Below are 19,049 nucleotides of genomic sequence, written 5' to 3' on the forward strand. Positions count from 1 at the left end.
CGCACGGATGCGGACGCCGCCATGGAACCGCAATCGGTGGCGGCGATGCAAGCCCCGCCCGTCGCAGTCCGGTTGACACGCCGCGCGTTCGCCCGATTGTAAGGGCCGACAGAGATGGAGGATCACAAGATGATGAACTGGCAGCGGGCGGCGTTCGCCGGCGCGATGATTCTGGCGGCGGGCAGTGTGCAGGCCGAAACCCGCCTGACCTACAAATCCGCCAAGACGGGCACGTCCTATTACCAGATGGGGGTCGAGCTGTCCGAGGCGGTGAAATCCGCGACCGAGGGCGACATCACCATGACGGTCGAGGAAAGTCAGGGCTCGGTCCAGAACGTGATGGAGGTGCGGGCGCGGGGCGGCGATTACGTGTTCACCGCGCCGCCTTCGCTTGTCTCGGCGGCCGAGGCCGGAACCGGGCCGTTCGAGGGCAAGGGCGACGCGAAATTCTCGCAGATCCGGGCGCTGTTCCCGATCCCGTCCCTGACCATGCATTTCGTGCTTGCGGGCAGCGACGGGCCGACCGCGCTTGAGGCGCTGGAGGGCAAGAAGATCCTGTTGGGCAAGGGCAGCTTCGGCGCGACCGAGGGGCAGAAATATCTGGACCTGTTCGGGCTGACTGACAAGGTCAGCATCGCCGATGCGGAACTGTCGAATGCGGGCGACGCGCTGAAGAACGGCCAGATCGACGGCTTCGTGACCGCCGGCAGCTATCCCGCGCCGAACGTGGTCGAGGCCGCAGCAAGCCAGGGCGTGCGCATCCTGTCGATGAGCGATGAGCAGATCGACGAGACAGGACAGGCAAAGGTGATCATTCCGGCGGGCACCTATCCGGGTCAGGACGCGGATATTGCCACCACCGGCCTGCCGGTCGTGGCCTTCGCCACCACCGAGATGCAGGACGACACCGCCTACGCGCTGACCAGGGCGTTCTGGACGCAGCGCGACCGGATGGCCCAGACCGCGCCGTGGTGGGGCGGGGTCAGCACAGATCAGGTGGCGGACCTTGGCACGCTGCATCCCGGTGCCGCGCGCTACTACGACGAGGCGGGCGTGGCCACCGCCGAATGACGATGCCGCGCGCGGCAGCTGCGCGGCGGATGGCGATGCTGTCCGCCGCGATCCTGCTGGTCGGCTTCCATCTGGGGCTGATCTTTTCCGGTATCGTTCCCAACCTTGTCGCGCGGCCGCTGCATCTGGCGCTGATCCTGCCGTGGATCTTCGTCTTTGCCGAACCGCGCGGGCGGCTGGCCGATCTGTCGGGCGCGGTGCTGGCGTTTGCGGGGATGGCGGCCTCGGTCTGGATCGCGCTGAACGCCGACCGGCTGGCCGATCAATACGGATTTGTCGAGACCGGCTTTCAATACGGGGTCGGCGCGGTCCTGCTGCTGGCGGTGCTGGAGGCGGCGCGCCGCGCCATCGGCTGGCCGCTGCCGTCGATCGCTTTCGTCGCGCTGCTTTACGCGGCGTTCGGGCAACATGTTCCGGGCGAATTCGGCCATGCGCCCCTGCCGGCGGCCAGCCTGATGGGCACGCTGACCCTGGCCGAGGGCGGGATCTTCGGGCAGCTGACCGGGGTGTCGGTCGGGGTCGTCGCCATCTTCGTCATCTTCGGGGCGGTGCTGAACGCGGGCGAGGCGGGGCAGGGCTTCATGAACCTTGCGGCGGCGGCGGCGGGGCGGCTGCGCGGCGGGGCGGGCAAGGTCTCGGTCATCGCATCGGCCTTGTTCGGGTCGATCTCGGGATCGGCCTCGGCCAATGTCGCCTCGACCGGGGCGGTGACGATCCCGGCGATGATCCGGCTTGGCTATCCGCGCCGGATCGCGGCGGCGGTCGAGGCGGTGGCATCCTCGGGCGGGCAGATCATGCCGCCCTTGATGGGGGCCGGGGCCTTCGTCATGGTCGAACTGACCGGCACGCCCTATACCGACATCATCGCGGCGGCGCTGCTGCCCGCGATCCTGTATTTCCTTGTCGTCTGGTTCGGGATCGACGCCTATGCGCGGCGTTTCGATCTGGGCGCGCTGCCGCCCGATGAGCGACCGGGCGGACGCGAGGTCGCGATCACCTCGGCCTTCTTCGCGGTGCCGTTCGCGGTGCTTCTGGGGGGCATGTTCCGCATCGGATACACGCCGCAATATTCCGCCGCGCTGGCGATCGTCGCCGGCACGCTGCTGCTGACGGTCGGGGCGGATATGCGGCTTGATCTGCGCCGCGCGGCGATGCGGGCGGAAACCGCGCTGATCGGCGCGTCGCGACAGGTGGCGCTGATCGGCGCGATCATCATCTGCGCCTCGATCATCATCGGGGTGCTGGCGATCACCGGGCTGGGCGTCAAGATCACCTCGCTGATCCTGTCGGCCTCGAACGGCCAGATCTGGCCCTCGCTGATCCTGACCGCGCTGGCCTGTCTGGTTCTGGGGATGGAGGTGCCGACGACGGCGGCCTATGTCATCTGCATCTCGGTCGCGGGACCGGCCTTGATCTCGCTGGGGTTGGAGCCGTTGCAGGCGCATCTGTTCGTCTTCTGGTTCGCGCTGCTGTCCACGATCACGCCGCCGGTCTGCGGTGCGGTCTTCATCGCCGCGGGCATGGCGCAGGAAAGCTGGGTGCGGGTCGCGGCGACGGCGATGGCGCTGGGCGTCGGGCTGTATCTGATCCCCCTGGGGATGATCGCGTGGCCGGACCTGATCCGGCTGGCCGACAGGCCGCTGCCGGCGCTGGCGGCCGCGCTGCTGGTCGGGACGGGCTGCGTGATCGTGTCCTACGCGCTGATCGGCGTTCGACACCGCTGGAAGACGCTGTCGGGCATCATGGCGGGGCTTGCGATCCTGTTTCTGCTGCCGATGATCGTGCAGGCGTCGTGACATCGCCCGGTGTGCGGCCCGATCACAGCACGCAGGTTTCCTTCACATGCGTCTCGAAGAAATCCGAAAACGTCGCCACCCGCGGCGGCAGCCGGTCATAGGGCGGATAATACAGCGTCAGCCAGACATCGGGGGCGGACCAGTCCGGCAACACCTGAACCAGGCGCCCCGCGTCCAGATCGTCCGCCACGATGAAACGCGGCAGCAGCGCGATCCCCTCGCCATTCAGCACAAGCTGCGCCAGAAGATCGCCGTTATTGGCGCGAAAGGGTCCGCGCGCCTTGTGGCTGCGCCGGCCGGGGCCGCGCGACAGATCCCACATCTCGGCGCGCGCATCGGCGCCATACCCGAGACAGTCGAAACGCGCCAGATCCTCGGGCGTCTGCGGCGCGCCCCGGGCCGTCACAAGGTCGGACGAGGCGACCAGCACGCGCGGCACCTTGCAGATCTTGCGCCAGATGGTGGACTTGTCGGTGGGCGGACCCGAGACGCGGATGGCAAGGTCGTAATCCTCTTCGACGATATCGACGAAACTGTCCGACAGGCTGACCGAAACCTGCGTCTGCGGATGCAGCGTCGCGAATTGCGACAGCACCGTGGGCAACACCTTCAGCCCCAGGGACATGGGCGCGCTGATGCGGATACGCCCGGCGGTCAGGCCCTGCGCCTCGCGCGTCTCCTCGGACGCCTGCGCCAGGGCCTGCGCCAGCGGCGCCACCCGCGCGGCATAGACCGCACCGGCCGAGGTCAGCGACACCTTGCGCGTCGTCCGCACCAGCAGCTGAAGGCCCATCCGCTCCTCCAGCGCCGCGACGGTGCGCGTGACCGATGCGGGCGTCAGCCCAAGCTGACGGGCCGCGGCGGCAAAGCCTTGCTGTTCGGCGACGGCCAGAAAGACGCGAATGGATTCCAGTTCACCCATGCCCCACCATTACGCCAACCGCAACAATCAATGCAACATTATCCCTGTTCCGCCGCGGGTCGCGGGGCTCTATCTTCCGCCTCAAGCAAGATCGTTCAGGAAGGAGCCTGTCATGCTCGACCAGATCAAGGGCCTGCACCATGTCACCTCGATGGCCTCGGATGCGCAGGAGAACAACGATTTCTTCACCCGAGTGCTCGGCCTGCGCCGGGTCAAGAAGACGGTGAATTTCGACGCCCCCGATGTCTATCACCTCTATTACGGCGACCGCGTCGGCACGCCGGGATCGGTGATGACCTATTTCCCGTTCCCGCATATCGCCCAAGGCCGTCGCGGCACCGGCGCGGTGTCGGAAACCGCCTTTGCGGTGCCCCAAGGGTCGCTGGATTACTGGCGCGACCGGCTGGCGGATGCCGGCGCGGGCGAGGTGCAGGATGACACCCGCTTCGGCGAGAAGCGCCTGCGCTTTGCCGGTCCCGACGGCGACGGCTTTGCGCTGGTCGAGGTGGCGGACGATCCGCGCGCGGCCTTTGCCGAGGGTCCGGTGCCGGCCGATCGCGGCATCCACGGCTTTCGCGGCGTGACCATGCGCCTGCGCGATGGCGCCGCCACGGCCGAGTTGCTGAAATTCATGGGCTATCGCGAACTGGGCCGCGAAGGCGCGCTGATCCGGCTGGGGATCGAGGGCGGCAACGGCGCCGATATCGTCGATCTCGAGGTGCTGCCCGATGCCGACCGGGCGCGCGAGGGGGCGGGCTCGGTCCACCACGTGGCTTTCGCGGTCGAGAACCGCGAGGCGCAGGCCGAGGTTCGCCGCGCGCTGCTGCAGGCCGGCGCCCATGTCACGCCGGTGATCGACCGCGACTATTTCTGGGCGATCTATTTCCGCACCCCCGGCGGCGTTCTGTTCGAGATCGCCACCAACGAGCCGGGCTTCGACCGCGACGAGGATGTGGCGCATCTGGGCGAGGCGCTGAAACTGCCCGACCAGCACGCCCATCTGCGCGCGCGGCTGGAAAAGACCCTGGCCCCGATCGCCGGCTGACCGACCGCAAGAAAAAAAGGAGAGACATCATGGACACCCACCACCTTGAAACCGTCTGGGCGCCGCGCATGCTCAGCGTGCTGCGGATCATGGCCGCGCTGATCTTTTTCGCCCATGGCACCGACAAGATCCTGGGCTTTCCCGATACCGGCGGCACGCCCCCCGCCTGGTCGCTGGGCTGGATCGCCGGGATCATCGAGCTGTTCGGCGGCGCGCTGCTGATCGTGGGGCTGTTCACCCGCCCGGTCGCGTTTTTGACCTCGGGCATGGCGGCGGCGGCCTATTTCATCGGACACGCGCCGGAAAGCTTCTATCCCGTGATCAACCGCGGCGATGCGGCGATCCTCTACTGCTTCGTGTTCCTGTACCTGGTCTTCGCCGGCCCCGGCCCGTGGAGCCTGGACGCGCTGCGCGCCGAACGCAGCCGCGCCTGATCCGTCACCGATTTCAACCCTGACCCCTGAAGGAGGCAAAATGTCCGTCAAACTCGCCATCATCTATTATTCGACCTATGGCACCAACCACCAGATGGCCTCGATCGCGGCCGAGGCCGCAAAGGCCGCCGGGGCCGAGGTGCGGCTGCTGAAGGCGCCCGAGACCGCGCCCGAGGCGGCAATCAACAGCCAGGACGCCTGGAAGGCCCAGGCCGAAAAGACCGCCGACATCCCCGAGGCGACGGCCGAGGACATGGAATGGGCCAACGCCTATCTGATCTCGGCGCCGACGCGGTTCGGCGTGATGGCCAGCCAGATGCGCGCCTTCATCGACACGCTGGGCGGCATCTGGGCCAAGGGCGGACTGGCCGGCAAGCCGGTCTCGGCCATGACCTCGGCCCAGAACCCGCATGGCGGGCAGGAAACGACGCTGGTGTCCTTCTATACCACGGTGATGCACTGGGGCGGGTTCGTGGTGGCGCCGGGCTATACCGACGAGGTGATCTTCAAGACCGGCGGCAACCCCTATGGCTACAGCCACTCGCAGGGGGCCGAGTTCACCGACGAGGTCAAATCCGCCATCGGCCACCAGACCCGCCGCCTGGTCGAGGTCGCGGGCAAGCTGGGCTGAGCGTGACACACCTGCCGGCGGGCAAGACCCGTCGGCAGGGGGTTGCGGATGTTTCCATCGGCAGCGGCGCAGGATATGCCGCCTGCCAGGACATATCGTCACGGAGGACCACATGGACAGCGAGATCGAGATCACCGTCGAGGAAAACGAGACCAAGGGGCGTTATCGCGCCGTGGTCGATGGCCATGAAGCCGAGATGACCTATTCGCGCGCCGGCGACACGACCATCATCATCGACCATACCCATGTGCCGGACGCGCTGCGCGGCCGCGGCGTCGGTCAGGCGCTGGTCCGCCGCGGCGTCGAGGATGCGCGCGCGCAAGGCCGCAAGATCGTGCCGTTGTGCCCCTTTGCCAAGGCGCAGATCGACCGGCACCCGGAATGGCAGGACGTGCTGAAAGGCTGATCGGGACGCGCAAGCCGGCAGCAGCCGCGCAACGGGCGAAGCGCTCGACCTCGGCCTGCACAGGATAGCGACGACCTGCTGCGCAAGACGCGTCAGCCGGGCTGACCTTCACGCCGCACCGCCTCGCCTGCGGCCTGGGCCGAGGCCCACGCCCACTGGAAATTGTACCCGCCCAGCCAGCCGGTGACATCGACGCATTCGCCGATGAAATGCAGACCCCGAACCTGACGCGCCTGCATGCTGCGCGCGTCCAGATCGCGCGTGTCGATGCCGCCAAGCGTGACCTCGGCCGTGCGATACCCTTCGGTGCCGACCGGCCGGATCTGCCAGCGATTGACGCGCGATCCGATCGTCTGCAACAGCGCGTTGGTCTGGTCGGCCAGCCGCCGATCCGCCACGTCTTCATCGCGCGCGATGCTGTCGGCCAGGCGCTGCGGCAGGAACTGGGCCAGCGCCGTGGCCATTGTCATCCGGCCCGCCTTGCTGCGCTGCGCCTTCAACGCCTGCGCCACGTCGATGTCCGGCGCCAGGTCGATTTCCAGCATCTCGCCCGGCTGCCAGAAGCTTGAGATCTGCAGGATGACCGGCCCGCTGAGGCCGCGATGGGTGAACAGAAGCGCGTCGCGGAAATCGCCGCCGCGATGCCTGATCCGCGCCTCGACCGACAGCCCCGCCAGCGGGCGGCAGCGGGCCAGATCCTGTTCCGCAAAGGTCAGCGGCACCAACCCGGCGCGCGTCTCGGTCACGCGCAGGCCGAAGGTCCGGGCGATGTCATAGGCAAAGCCGGTCGCGCCCATCTTCGGGATCGACTTTCCCCCCGTCGCCACCACCACGCGCGCCGCCGACAGGGTGCCGTCGCCGGTCTGAACCTCGAACCGGCCGCCCGCCGCGCGCACCGCCGTCACCGCAGTGCCCAGCCGCAGTTCCGCACCCCGCATCCGGGCAAGCAGCATGTCGGTGATCTGGGTCGCGCGCCCGTCGCAAAACAACTGTCCCTGCGTCTTCTCGTGCCACGCGATCCCGGCGCGATCGACCAGGGCCACGAACGCTTCGGGGCGGTAGCGCGACAGCGCGCTGGCCGCGAATCTGGGGTTCTGCGACAGGAACCGGTCGCGCGACGTAGCAAGATTGGTAAAATTGCATCTTCCGCCGCCGGAGATGCGGATCTTTTCCGCCGGCTTGGCGGCATGGTCGATCACCACGACCCGCAGGCCGGGCGCCAAAGCCGTTCCCGCACAGAACAGCCCGGCCGCACCGGCACCCAGAATGACAAGATCCGCGTGCTCCATCGCGGTGCCATATCGGCAGCTTCGGGGCAGGGCAAGTTTCGCGAATTTTCGACTTGAACACCCTCAGCGTCTTGGCTATTCACCGCCGCACGTTGGGGCGTAGCCAAGTGGTAAGGCAGCGGTTTTTGGTACCGTGTACCGTAGGTTCGAATCCTACCGCCCCAGCCATTCCGACACATTCTCGTTCGTTCGCGGCTGCGCCGGCGATGGCTGCCCGGATCGTCATGCCGATGGTAATCGAGCGCGGACATCGCATGGCAGGCTGGCAACGCGGCAATCATGGCAGGCATGCGCGGCAGGCGATGACACAATCCCGAACGATCCGGGGCGAAGGCGAACCGCTTCAACGACTTGTCATCGATGGCAGGTCACATCATCCATTACAGGACCAACGAATATAGGGCTTGGCATCACTGCAGGCGGCGCTAGGTTGAAGATCGCTCTTGTATACACCCCGATTTCAGCCCTCTCATCACGGAGCCTTCGATCATGCGACCTCACCTTTTCATTGCCGCCGCAGGCCTTTCCGCCTCAATCGCCGCCGGTGCGGCTGCCGACATCACGGTTTCGTCCAAGATCGATACCGAGGGCGGGCTGCTGGGCAATATCATCGCCCTGGCTCTTGAGGACGCCCGGCTGCCGGTGGAACGTCGCCTGCAACTTGGCGGCACGCAGGTCGTTCGTGAGGCACTGTTGTCCGGCCAGATCGATATCTATCCCGAATATACCGGCAACGCGGCGTTCTTCTTCAATGAAGCCGACAGCGACGTCTGGAAAGACCGTGCCGCGGCCCATGCGCGCGCGGCTGAGCTGGACAGTGAGCAGAACAACATCGTGTGGCTGGATTCCGCGCCCGCCAACAACACATGGGCCATCGCAGTGACGGGTGACGTCGCCTCCGGGAATGAGCTGCAGACCATGTCCGAATTCGGAGCCTGGGTTGCCGATGGCGGCGAGGTCAAGCTGGCGGCCTCCACCGAGTTCGTCTCGTCTCCGGCGGTCCTGCCGGCCATGCAGGACACGTATGGCTTCAGCCTGTCGCCCGATCAGACGGTGATCCTGTCGGGCGGTGACACGGCGGCAACGATTCAGGCCGCGGCGCGCGGCACATCAGGCGTCAACGCGGCAATGGTGTATGGCACCGACGGCGGTGTCGGCGCGACCGGCCTTGTCGTGATGGAGGACGACAAGGGTGTGCAGCCGGTCTATGAGCCGGCCCCGATCGTGCGCGCGGATGTGCTGGAGGAATATCCTGCCATCGCCGATGTCCTGAACCCGATCTTTGGCGGTCTGGACATGGCAACGCTGCAGAAGCTGAACGGTCGCATCCAGGTCGGCGGTGAGCCCGCCGAGGCCGTGGCGCGCGAATACCTGACCGAGACGGGTGTTCTGGACTGATCGCGGGGAACGCACCCGTGAAGGGGAGCAGGGCACAACTGTCGGCGCCGGGATTGCTGTTTGCAATTCTGGGGCTGATCACATTGCTGGCGCCCTTCATGACAGTCGCGGCCAACCGGATCGTCGCGGGTGAGGGCGTCATGGCGTGGCGTGTCGCGGCGCCATCGGTCGTCGCCCCCGGGCTGGTCGCCGTGATCCTCGGCTTGGCGATGGGTCTTCCCGCCGGCTGGACGCGAGTGCGCGTTTCGGGTGCCGTGATAGGTCTGGCCGGTCTGCTCTGGCTGCTGACCCAAGGCTCGGCGGCGCTTCTTTCGCAAGCCGGAGAATATGCGCGCACATCGCCGGCAGCGGGCTTCTGGTGTCTGCTTGCCGTATTCTTGCTGCTCATGGCCGATGCGTTGGCGGCCATGAAGCCGGGGCCGTTGATGCGTGGCGCATTGCTGGCGATGGTCCTTGGCGCATTGGCCGTTATCCTGTGGTCGGGCATGCTGTCCAACCTGTCGGTTCTTCAGGAATTTTCCGGCCGTCGCGATGTGTTCTTCCGCGAGTTTGTTCGGCATCTGGGTCTGGCTTTCGGTTCGCTTGCGGCGGCGGCGGTGATCGGCTTTCCGCTGGGCATCCTGTGTCACAATCGCGCGAAACTGCGGAGCGCGACACTGCCGGTGCTCAGCTTCCTGCAGACCATCCCGTCGCTTGCCATGTTCGGATTGATGATCCCGATCCTCGGCTGGGTCGGCAACACGGTGCCGGGCGCGCAGGCAATCGGCATCGCGGGGATCGGCTTTGCCCCCGCATTCCTTGCCCTGTTGCTTTATTCACTGCTGCCGGTGGTGGGCAATACGGTTGCGGGGCTTGCGTCCACGCCGCCCGCCGCGCTCGAGGCGGCGCGCGGCATGGGAATGACGCCGGCGCAGCGTCTGTTGCGTGTCGAATTGCCGCTTGGTCTGCCGATCATCCTGACGGGTCTGCGCATCGTGCTGGTGCAGAATATCGGCCTTGCCGTCATTGCCGGACTGATCGGGGGCGGCGGGTTCGGCACGTTCGTGTTTCAGGGGCTGAACCAGACGGCGACCGACCTGATCCTGCTGGGGGCGCTGCCCACAGTCGTGCTGGCTCTGACCGCGGCGATCGTGATGGATATCCTGGTCGAACTTACCCGACGCACACCCGAGGCGACACGATGATCGAGATCGACAGCATCACCAAGACCTATGGCACGGTAAACGCGGTCGACGCGGTGTCGATGACGGTTGAAACCGGGACGATCACCGTGATTGTCGGAACCTCGGGTTCTGGCAAGACCACGCTGTTGCGCATGATCAACCGGCTTGAAGAGCCGACATCGGGCGAAGTGCGCATCAACGGCACATCCACCCTGTCGGTCCGGCCGCACATCCTGCGGCGGCGGATCGGCTATGCCATTCAGGGGCACGGCCTGTTTCCTCACCATACGGTGGCGCGCAATATCGGCGCGGTGCCCGAACTGCTGAAATGGTCGAAGGACAAGATCAGTGCGCGCGTCGACGAACTGCTTTTGCTGTTTTCAATGGACCCCGCCCGGTTTCGCGACCGCTTTCCGGCCGAATTGTCGGGTGGCCAGCAACAGCGTGTCGGGGTGGCGCGCGCGCTGGCCTCGCGGCCCGATCTGTTGCTGATGGATGAACCGTTCGGCGCATTGGACCCGATCATCAGAACGCGCGCGCAAGAGGACCTGCGCCACATCCAGCGCCGGCTGGGCTCGACCATCATGCTGGTGACGCACGACATGGAGGAGGCCATCCGTCTGGGTGACCGCGTGGCGGTGATGGACGCTGGCAAGCTGGTGCAATACGCCCCGCCCGCCGAGATCATCGCCCGCCCTGCCACGGACTTCGTGGCAGACATGGTCGGAGATGTCGAACGTCCGTTGCGGCTGCTGTCGCTGATCGCCGTGTCGGAGGTCACCGAGCCGGGCGAGGCCGAGGGAGAGGCTATTGCGGAAACCGCAAGCCTGCGGAACGCGCTTTCTGCATGCCTGTGGACCGGCCGCACCGCACTTCCCGTGACCAGGGATGGCGCGCCTGTCGGGCGGGTCACGCTTGCGGCGATCCGCGCCCGGGCCGGGGCCCACGCATGAAGATCGGGCTGTTCCTTCGCCCCGTGCTGATCGCGCTTCTGCTGGCACTGGTTCTGCGGCCCGAATGGTTCATCCCTGCCTTTGCGCCCTTCGCACCCGAGGGCGGACCGGTGATCTATCAGCGGGCTTCGCTGCTGTCCCTGTCGCTCAGTCACCTTGTTCTTGTGGCGGTTGCCTCGGCCGCTGCGACGATCGTGGCTGTGACGCTTGCCATTCTCGTGACGCGCCCGGCCGGTGCGGCGTTCCGGCCGCTGTCGCGCACGATCACCAACATGGGTCAGACCTTTCCTCCGGTCGCCGTTCTGGCGCTGGCGGTGCCGGCCTTGGGCTTTGGTGCCAAGCCGACGCTGGTCGCGCTGTTCCTGTACGGCTTGCTGCCGATTTTCGAAAACGCGGTCACTGCGCTGACAAACCTGCCGCGCGCCACGATGGAGGCCGCACGCGGCATCGGTCTCAGCCGCTGGCAACGCCTCTTGCGGGTCGAACTGCCGCTGGCGTTGCCGGTGACGCTGACGGGCATACGCCTGTCTGTCGTCATTGCACTGGGCACGGCCACCATCGGCTCGACCGTCGCGGCCCGAACTCTGGGAGAGGTGATCATCGCCGGACTTCTGACCAACAACACCGCTTACGTCCTGCAGGGCGGATTGATCGTCGGGCTTTTCGCCGTGCTGATCTATGACGGTCTCGTCCAGCTTGAATTGCACCTTGCCCGGCGGATGGGTGGATAAGGCATTCTCTCGGGCTGCGGCAACACGGCATGTCCGGCGGCGTTCGTCGCGGGGGCTTGTCGCGCCAGGCCGGCGATGCCGCGCGGATCTTCATCGGGCATACCGCGCATCTCGGCGCGCCGCTCGGGTGACAGGTCAGCGTCCTGGATCGTCAGCACGTCTGTCGGTTCGAAATCTGCGTCGTCGGAGGTTTCGGACGAGCGTTCGGGACCAGAGGTTGAGCGTCGCGTGACGCGCAGCGCGTATCTGGTCTCGGGCGGATTGAAGAACCCGGCTTCCGTGAAGGGGATGATCGCCCATTTTCGAGCCTCTCTGGCAAAGCTTATCCGGCGACCGGGACGCACCCGGTCGTTCGTTCTTGGACGAGACGGAAAGTGGAAGAGGGGTAGCCGCTTGGCTGGGATGCGGACTCATAATGTCTGGTCCAGAGGCGTGTGCAGGCCATGAGTACGGCGGCGAGGTAGTTTCTTGCCGACTTCTCGTATCGCGTTGCGATCTTGCGGAAGTGTTTGAGCTTGTTGAAGAACCGCTCGACGAGGTTGCGCTGGCGGTAGATTGCGGGATCAACCGAGCGCTGTATCTTGCGGTCGCGCTGGGTAGGGATATGGCTGCGCCCGCCATGGGCCGCGATCAGATCGAGGATGGCTCGGGCGTCGTAGCCCCTGTCGGCCACGACATCGCCAGGTGTCGGATGGGTGGCAAGAAGCTTCGCCACGGCTGCCTTGTCAGAGGCCTGCCCCGGCGACAGGGTGATCGCCAGCGGCAAGCCACGATGGTCGACCATGGCATTGATCTTGGTGCTCCGTCCGCCACGAGAACGGCCAAGGGTGTGATCCGCCCCCCTTTTTGCGCCGCTGCCTGCTGGTGCGCGCGAATGATGGAACTGTCGATGAATTGCATGCTGTCGGGGGATTTTTCCGAAAAGGCTTCAAACACCTGCACCCATACCCCCGCCTTGGCCCAGCGGTTGAAGCGGTTGTAGACCGTCGTGTAAGGGCCGTAGCGCTCGGACAGATCGCGCCAGGGCGAGCCGGTTCTCAGCACCCAGAAAATGCCATGCAGAACCCGCCGATCATCCACCCGCGCCATATTGGGAAGAAGTGGCTGGATCAGCCCCCACTCGAAATCCGTCAGATCGAACCGTGCCATCACCATCTCCGTTCATGGAGAACGTGAATCATAAACAGTCACACAAGGGAATCCTATTAGTGAGTACGGAACCTAGACGCGGTGGCCATGCCTACAAACATCCCAGGCTCCTGATCCTGACGGAGCAGGCGGGGCAGGGACCTGATTGCGACGTCTGGTCGCCCTGATGCTGCTCATCTCAGTTCCTTCCGGCAGTGTCCTGTGGCTGGAATTGGGTGGCTTGAAGCTGAAGAGACGTCAACCAGGGCAGGATCTGCGGAGCGAGCCCGCGATGATTGGCCAGCCGGCGCCAGCAGAAAAAGACTAAGTTTTTGAAATCATTGTGTTGGAAGCCTGGCGCCCGGCATGGATGGTCATCAATCATGTGTATAATGGTCAAAAAAGCCCGAAAATGGTCATTTATTAAGGGGTCGGACAGAACCCACCAATTCTACACCAATTGTTGTCACCAAGTTAAAATGTCGCGTTGCCAGCCATTTAGAGATGTCGCTACCGGCGCGAAGAGGCGATGAGCCGGCCCCGGCCCGCTCTCTCCACAAAGGGCCGTAGGTACGGGGCCGGCGGCGGTCACGATGATGCGCGAAGGTCAGCAATGCGGACCTTCCAGACCTTCGCTGCAAGTGCGCCAAAATGTGACCTTCACCGTCCTATGGCGTTTTTCCTATGGCGCTATGTGACGTTATTAGGGCGAGTTCAGGGCTTGCCCTGGCTCAAACCTGCTCTGACTTGATGACGGTCAGCTGTGTGGTCCGGCAGCACTCGGCCAATCTGCAGTTCTACAGAAGCTCGATCACCCGTAGGTGCGCATTTTGGGATGCTCCTTACCGGGCAGGAACTCATTCTATTTACTGGCTCAACTCCACGCTACGTTGCCGTGCCGCGTCGACTGACCTCCGCATGAGATCATTCAAGGCCCCTGTCGTACGCAGAGGACCGAGCCCTGCGGCAGTTGTTCCACCCTTGGATGTCACGGCTTTGCGCAGAGCGGTCGCATCGGCGCCGGGGCGTCCGAGCATCGCTCCGGCCCCGGCCACCGTCTGCAAGGCCAGCACACGGGCCAAATCGGCCGGTATTCCCAACTGCGTTCCTGCCTCGGCAAGCGCCTCCGCCACGGCAAAGACGTAGGCGGGACCAGATCCTGAAAGGCCCGTTACCACATGCAGCAAGTCTTCTTCCGGCAGGTCCACCACCGTTCCCACGGTTTCGAACAGGTCACGGACCAACCTGATCGGGTCGGCGTCTGTCGCGGCGTTCGCAAACAGCGCTGTCACCCCCGCGCCCACGGCAGCAGGCTGGTTTGGCATGACCCGAACAACTGGCGTCTCCGTCCCTAAATGCGTCTCGAACAGGCTGACAGGCGCACCGGCGGCAATAGACACGACTACCGTCTGGCCGTTGCCGAACTGCGTCAGATCGGGCAGCACGCGGTCCAGGATTTGCGGCTTTGTCGCAATCACGAGCGCAGCAAGGTCGGTGGGGAAATCCGCGTTCAGGTTTAAATCGTCCCGCGCACGCAGCCAATCGGAGGGGTTCGGATCGCGCACGAAAATGCTGTCAGAGGCGATGCCCCTTGCCATCCATCCCTCCAGCAATGCCTTGCCCATGAACCCGCAGCTGACAAGGCCCAAACCGCGCTTATCGAACGGCTGCATTACGCGTCACTCGTAGTGCGTTTTATGAGGTCCTTGTAGAATTGGCGCAACTTGCGGGTCATCGGGCGGTCGCCATTGCCGATGGGCTTCCCGTCGATGCTGGCCACCGGTGTTTGCGCACCGAAGGTGCCGGTGAGAAACGCCTCGTCCGCTCCATAAGCCTCGTAGAGGGAATAGTTCTTTTCGAAGACAGGAATACCGTTCTCGCGGCACAGGTCGATCACCTTTTGCCGCGTGACCCCGTTCATGCAGTAGTCCCCGGTCGACGTCCAGACCTCGCCCCGGCGCACGATGAAGAAGTTGCAGGCATTGGTGGTGTTCACGAACCCGTGCGGGTCCAGCATCAATGCCTCATCCGCACCCGCTTCTTCCGCCTGAAGGCAGGCTATGATGCAGTTGAGTTTGGAATGGCTGTTCAACTTGGCATCCTGGCTCATCGGCAGACCGCGGACCTGCGGCACCGTTGCCAGCCGGATGCCCTTGCTGCTCAGGCTGTCGACCGGTTTGGAATGTTCCATGATCAGCACCAATGTCGGACCCGACCGGCTGAGGCTGGGATGCTGGAACGGCTTGTCCTTGATCCCGCGCGTCAGCATCAGTCGACAATGCACGTCGTCTGTCATCCCGTTCGCAGCGGCGGTTCGATTGAGCGCATCCAGCATCTCATCCTTGGTCATGCCGACGTCGATGGACACCGTTTTGCAGGAGTTGAAAAAGCGGTCCATGTGTTCTTCGAAGAACGCCCATTTCCCGTTGTAGAGCCGCAATCCTTCCCACATCCCGTCGCCCAGCATGAATCCGGCATCGTAGACCGACACCTTTGCGTCATCGCGATGCACGATCTCGCCGTTGATGTAGATCTTGACGTCCTTGTTACGGGCGTCCTGTTCGGCATCGTGAGTTGTGTGGCTTTCTTTTTCCGAATTCATGGGGCTGGACCTTGATCAATGACATGGGTAGCCGCACCGAATCGCCGGTGCGGCCTACATCCAGCCGCGCTCCTTGTAATAGCGGATCGCCCCTTCGTGCAGCGGTGCAATGATCCCGTTCGAGATCATGTCCTCTTCCTTGAGGTTCGCGAATGCAGGATGCAGACCCTTGAAGCGATCGAAGTTGTCGAACAGCGCCTTGACCACCGCATAGACCGCATCGTCGCTTGTATTCGCCGAGGTGACCAACGTGGCCAGAGGACCATAGCTCTGGATCTCGTCGGGCTGACCCTTGTACAGACCGGCGGGAATGGTCGCTTTGGAATAAAAGACGGTCTCGTCCACTAGCTTGTCCACCTCGGGCCCATCCACCTGAAGAAAGACGGTGTCGCACGACACGGTTGCTTCGGTGATATTGCCGACAGGGTGCCCCGCCGAGAACATGATTGCGTCGACCTTATTGTCGCACAATGCCGCCGATTGCTCGGCCGATTTCAGTTCCGATGCCAGTGCCAATTCGCTGACCTTGATCCCGATCGCGTCCAGCAACACCTCGGCCGTGGCGCGCGACCCTGACCCGGGATTGCCGATGTTCACCCTTTTGCCACGCAGGTCCTGCATCGTTTCGATATCCGCATCCACGCGGGCAAGGATTGTCACCACGTCGGCATGGGCCGACAGCACCGACCGCAGTTCCTCGTTGGGACCACTGTCGGCAAACGTGCTGGTCCCGTTCAGCGCGTGAAACTGCCAATCGGATTGGACGATCCCGAAATCCAGGTCGCCGGCCCGAATGCCATTGAGATTTGCGATCGAACCGCCGGTTGCGGGGGCGGTGCATTTGAAACCGTTTTCGGCGCTCTCTCGATTGACCAACTGGCATAACGATTGGCCGACGACGTAATAGACGCCCGTCTGGCCTGCGGTTCCGATGGCTATGAATTCCTGAGCTTGAGCGCCGGGGGCAGTAAGCCCCATCAATCCGAAACCGGCGATTGCAGCGATCCGCGGGATGATTGTCATGGTTTCCTCCAGTTGGTCGGTTTGTTTTGCAGCGCAGCGACACGGCCGCGGCAGCTTTTGCGGTTAGCCGCATCAATTCGGCAAACGAGACGCTTGTGATTCTCGTATAAACTTGTCCTGTAGGATTGACAACAATCCGACAATAAGTTGTAAGCTTGCCGATTGCTGTCAGTCTCGTCTGCACAGCCGAAAGGAACCCGCATTGGCACTCGTCTCAAATACCGAACTGCGCCCCCTCGATGACGGCACTGTCCGCCGCCGGGTCGTACAGTTGCTGACGGACCATATCGTCAGAGGGGATTTCGCTCCGGGCCAGCGCCTGACCGAACAACAGCTTGCCAACGCGCTCAACGTCAGTCGGGGTCCGCTGCGCGAAGCCATTCGCGAACTGGCCGAAATTGGTTTGCTGGTGAGCTTGCCCTACAAAGGGCTGTATGTTCGGTCAGTCACCCACAAGGACCTTGAAGAGCTCTACTCGCTCCGCACGGCACTCGAGACCTTTGCCTTCGAGCGATGCTGGGACAAGCGGACGGATGCGGCCAAGGCCGATTTACGGCAAAGGAGCGCCGATCTCAAAGCCACCATCGACATCGGCCTCGACGGCGCGCGCGCCATCGAACAGGAACTTCATCTTCACTCCTGGTGCTTTGAGTTAAGTGAGCACAGCCTTTTGATGAAAAGCTGGAAGTCCATGCGCGTTAACGTGTATTTCTACTTCTCGCTGCACCAGCAGGCCCTTAACCGAAAGGGTCCGCTACGTCAGTCTCACGATCAGTATGTCGACCGCGCCTGCGGCGACAGCCTCTCCCTCATGCTTGCGCATCTGAAGGGTCACATGCGTCAAGGGCTTGAGACAACGGTCAACGCCCTGTCAGAAGAGCTTTTTGCATGAACGCACCGACGTCCCCGCTGCTGGCATCCATGGACCAAGGGTGCCGCGCGATACTGGACGGCTGCTTTCGGGGCAAGAAAAGAACGTGCGCCTGCTTTCCATGCACAGCAGGGGTGCGACAATTATCAAGACGAGGGGATGACTAATGTCTCTGTAACGGATAGAATAATAAAGAAAATGGCTACTTTCGGATGAGCTAAAATATTCAGTAGCCCGTCATTACGGTTGTTGCCTGGACGATCTGGTATCAGAATGGTTTTGTCGGATTCGATTTTAACAAAGCCAGCGGGATCACCCTTTGGCGGTACATCAAGGTTGATCCCGTCCGAGGTCGCTAGCACGAGAAAAGTGGCGTGTTCGATGAATTGGCGACAGTGCTTGTCAAAATGTGAGAATGCTTTTGCTGCCGCGTGCGGTGAGGCACTGCCATAGATAGCTCTGAGCTTCTCTGGGGTCAAAACCTGAACTCCTCTTTGTCGCTTCATATCCAGAAGGCGCATGCCAGCAAACTCCGCACAGCTGACGATGTGACCCTTACCTGTCTCCCCTCAGGTTTTCCCCGAAGACCTCAGCCGGCGTGCGGAAACCCAAGCACTTGCGCGGCGTCGCGTTCATTTGTGCCGAAAGGTCTGCGAGATCACGGCGCGGCAGGTTCAGCAGCACGGTATCGCGCGGCAGCCAGCGCCGGATGCGGCGATTGGTGTTCTCGACGGTCGGATTTTGCCAGGCGCCTGCGGGTCGCAGAACCAGGCTTGCGCGCCAAGCCCCTTTTCCAGCTCGCGCCATGACACGAATTCCAGGCCGCAATCGAATGCCTCGCGCTTCCAGACGACTTCCGGCCGGTGTCTGATCATGCAACGCTCCGGGAACACGAGGCTTCGAGGCTTTCTTGTGAAGCGCGGCTTCCGCTTGCGGCGGCGTTCGGGGAGGTGGCGTCCCAGCTCCCGGGCCCGGCCTTCGGCAGAATAGACATAGCTGTAGATCGTTTCGTGACAGACGCTCTGGCCGTGGGCCTCCAGCCGCAGTCGCTCGGCAATCTGTTCCGGAGACCAGCCTGCCTTGAGCCGGTCGATCACAGCCCGGCGCAGGGCGCCATACCGGATCAGCTTGCGCTGCCGGATGCGCCGGGTACCGGCGAGGTGCTGGGCGCTGACCGGCCAGTATTCCGCAGCCATCGGAACTTCGGGATCGTGCCGGAAATTGCGCCGGATCTCGCGGTGGATGGTCGACCGGTGGCGGCCGAGATGCAGGGCGATCTTGGCAACGCTCGTCTTGCGATGCAGCATTGTGGCGATGATCCGGCGCTCGTCCAAGCTGAGATGTGCCGCCATCGGCCAAACTCCTCGAATTGCAACTGCCTCAATTCATAGCGCGTCGCATTTCAGGATAGAACCCACCGGCCTGCATCCGTGTTGTCACCAAGTTAAAATGTCGCGTTGCCAGCCATTTAGAAACGTCGCTACCGGCGCGAAGAAGCGATGAGCCGGCCCCGGCCCGCTCTCTCCACAAAGGGCCGTAGGGACGGGGCCGGCGGCGGTCACGATGATGCGCGACGGTCGGCAGTG

At 63.9% G+C, this 19,049-nt stretch carries 17 protein-coding genes, 1 tRNA gene and 2 pseudogenes; 12 read left to right on the forward strand and 8 right to left on the reverse strand.

Going from position 1 to position 19,049, the window contains the following annotated elements; translation table 11 throughout:
* Positions 1 to 114 precede the first annotated feature (114 nt).
* Together JHW45_RS08110 and JHW45_RS08115 are read left to right on the forward strand one after the other, a co-directional pair.
* Positions 115 to 1,071 (forward strand): TAXI family TRAP transporter solute-binding subunit, encoded by a 957-nt coding sequence (locus JHW45_RS08110; protein ID WP_272860366.1) that lies wholly within the window; start codon positions 115 to 117, stop codon positions 1,069 to 1,071.
* Positions 1,072 to 1,100: 29 nt separating this feature from the next.
* Positions 1,101 to 2,867 (forward strand): TRAP transporter permease, encoded by a 1,767-nt coding sequence (locus JHW45_RS08115; protein ID WP_272860367.1) that lies wholly within the window; start codon positions 1,101 to 1,103, stop codon positions 2,865 to 2,867.
* A 22-nt stretch (positions 2,868 to 2,889) separates the two neighbouring features.
* Here JHW45_RS08115 and JHW45_RS08120 read toward each other — a convergent pair whose 3' ends face one another.
* Complete coding sequence (locus JHW45_RS08120) at positions 2,890 to 3,789, reverse strand: LysR family transcriptional regulator (protein WP_272860368.1); 900 nt, start codon at positions 3,787 to 3,789, stop codon at positions 2,890 to 2,892.
* 112 nt (positions 3,790 to 3,901) lie between these two features.
* Here JHW45_RS08120 and JHW45_RS08125 point away from each other — a divergent pair, with 112 nt between their 5' ends.
* The 4 genes from JHW45_RS08125 to JHW45_RS08140 all read left to right on the forward strand — a co-directional run bounded on the left by JHW45_RS08125 (position 3,902) and on the right by JHW45_RS08140 (position 6,305).
* Entirely contained in the window at positions 3,902 to 4,834 is a 933-nt protein-coding gene (locus tag JHW45_RS08125) for a ring-cleaving dioxygenase (protein ID WP_272860369.1), read from the forward strand.
* A 29-nt stretch (positions 4,835 to 4,863) separates the two neighbouring features.
* On the forward strand, positions 4,864 to 5,268 hold the full coding sequence (locus JHW45_RS08130) for a DoxX family protein (protein WP_272858290.1): 405 nt from the start codon (positions 4,864 to 4,866) through the stop codon (positions 5,266 to 5,268).
* A 40-nt stretch (positions 5,269 to 5,308) separates the two neighbouring features.
* Positions 5,309 to 5,899, forward strand: coding sequence for an NAD(P)H:quinone oxidoreductase (gene wrbA / locus JHW45_RS08135; protein WP_272858527.1), 591 nt, complete (start codon positions 5,309 to 5,311; stop codon positions 5,897 to 5,899).
* A gap of 112 nt (positions 5,900 to 6,011) precedes the next feature.
* Positions 6,012 to 6,305 carry a GNAT family N-acetyltransferase gene (locus JHW45_RS08140; RefSeq protein ID WP_272860370.1) on the forward strand — a complete coding sequence of 98 codons (294 nt, stop codon included), beginning with the start codon at positions 6,012 to 6,014 and terminating at the stop codon, positions 6,303 to 6,305.
* A gap of 92 nt (positions 6,306 to 6,397) precedes the next feature.
* Here JHW45_RS08140 and JHW45_RS08145 read toward each other — a convergent pair whose 3' ends face one another.
* Positions 6,398 to 7,594: a BaiN/RdsA family NAD(P)/FAD-dependent oxidoreductase gene (locus tag JHW45_RS08145; RefSeq protein ID WP_272860371.1), complete on the reverse strand. Its 1,197-nt coding sequence runs from the start codon at positions 7,592 to 7,594 to the stop codon at positions 6,398 to 6,400.
* 93 nt (positions 7,595 to 7,687) lie between these two features.
* On the opposite strand from JHW45_RS08145, the gene JHW45_RS08150 reads away from it, so the two are divergent.
* From JHW45_RS08150 to JHW45_RS08170, 5 genes are all read left to right on the forward strand, one after another.
* A tRNA-Gln gene (locus JHW45_RS08150) sits at positions 7,688 to 7,762 on the forward strand.
* 321 nt (positions 7,763 to 8,083) lie between these two features.
* Entirely contained in the window at positions 8,084 to 8,992 is a 909-nt protein-coding gene (osmF, locus tag JHW45_RS08155) for a glycine betaine ABC transporter substrate-binding protein OsmF (protein ID WP_272860372.1), read from the forward strand.
* A gap of 17 nt (positions 8,993 to 9,009) precedes the next feature.
* Entirely contained in the window at positions 9,010 to 10,176 is a 1,167-nt protein-coding gene (locus JHW45_RS08160) for an ABC transporter permease (RefSeq protein WP_272860373.1), read from the forward strand.
* Entirely contained in the window at positions 10,173 to 11,108 is a 936-nt protein-coding gene (locus JHW45_RS08165) for an ABC transporter ATP-binding protein (RefSeq protein ID WP_272860374.1), read from the forward strand. Before JHW45_RS08160 ends, JHW45_RS08165 begins: the two co-directional genes overlap by 4 nt.
* Positions 11,105 to 11,839 (forward strand): ABC transporter permease, encoded by a 735-nt coding sequence (locus JHW45_RS08170; protein ID WP_272860375.1) that lies wholly within the window; start codon positions 11,105 to 11,107, stop codon positions 11,837 to 11,839. Before JHW45_RS08165 ends, JHW45_RS08170 begins: the two co-directional genes overlap by 4 nt.
* A 400-nt stretch (positions 11,840 to 12,239) precedes the next feature.
* On the opposite strand, the pseudogene JHW45_RS08175 reads toward JHW45_RS08170, so the two are convergent.
* From JHW45_RS08175 to JHW45_RS08190, 4 genes and pseudogenes are all read right to left on the reverse strand, one after another.
* Positions 12,240 to 12,988: pseudogene (locus JHW45_RS08175) on the reverse strand (IS5 family transposase); the annotation flags it as partial.
* Between the two features lie 845 nt (positions 12,989 to 13,833).
* The gene (gene proC, locus JHW45_RS08180) at positions 13,834 to 14,640 is read right to left on the reverse strand and encodes a pyrroline-5-carboxylate reductase (RefSeq protein ID WP_272860376.1); all 807 of its coding nucleotides are present in this window, start codon (positions 14,638 to 14,640) and stop codon (positions 13,834 to 13,836) included.
* Entirely contained in the window at positions 14,640 to 15,569 is a 930-nt protein-coding gene (locus JHW45_RS08185; RefSeq protein WP_272860377.1) for a D-amino acid aminotransferase, read from the reverse strand. The genes proC and JHW45_RS08185 overlap by 1 nt, the downstream gene beginning before the upstream one ends.
* Positions 15,570 to 15,623: 54 nt before the next feature.
* Entirely contained in the window at positions 15,624 to 16,592 is a 969-nt protein-coding gene (locus tag JHW45_RS08190) for a TAXI family TRAP transporter solute-binding subunit (protein WP_272860378.1), read from the reverse strand.
* Between the two features lie 202 nt (positions 16,593 to 16,794).
* Here JHW45_RS08190 and JHW45_RS08195 point away from each other — a divergent pair, with 202 nt between their 5' ends.
* The gene (locus JHW45_RS08195) at positions 16,795 to 17,484 is read left to right on the forward strand and encodes a GntR family transcriptional regulator (protein WP_272860379.1); all 690 of its coding nucleotides are present in this window, start codon (positions 16,795 to 16,797) and stop codon (positions 17,482 to 17,484) included.
* A gap of 125 nt (positions 17,485 to 17,609) precedes the next feature.
* Here JHW45_RS08195 and JHW45_RS08200 read toward each other — a convergent pair whose 3' ends face one another.
* Together JHW45_RS08200 and JHW45_RS08205 are read right to left on the reverse strand one after the other, a co-directional pair.
* Complete coding sequence (locus JHW45_RS08200; protein ID WP_272860380.1) at positions 17,610 to 17,984, reverse strand: pyridoxamine 5'-phosphate oxidase family protein; 375 nt, start codon at positions 17,982 to 17,984, stop codon at positions 17,610 to 17,612.
* Between the two features lie 34 nt (positions 17,985 to 18,018).
* Positions 18,019 to 18,815 (reverse strand): annotated as a pseudogene (locus tag JHW45_RS08205) (IS30 family transposase).
* Positions 18,816 to 19,049: the final 234 nt, after the last annotated feature.

This window comes from Paracoccus stylophorae, from assembly GCF_028553765.1.
GTDB lineage: Bacteria > Pseudomonadota > Alphaproteobacteria > Rhodobacterales > Rhodobacteraceae > Paracoccus > Paracoccus stylophorae.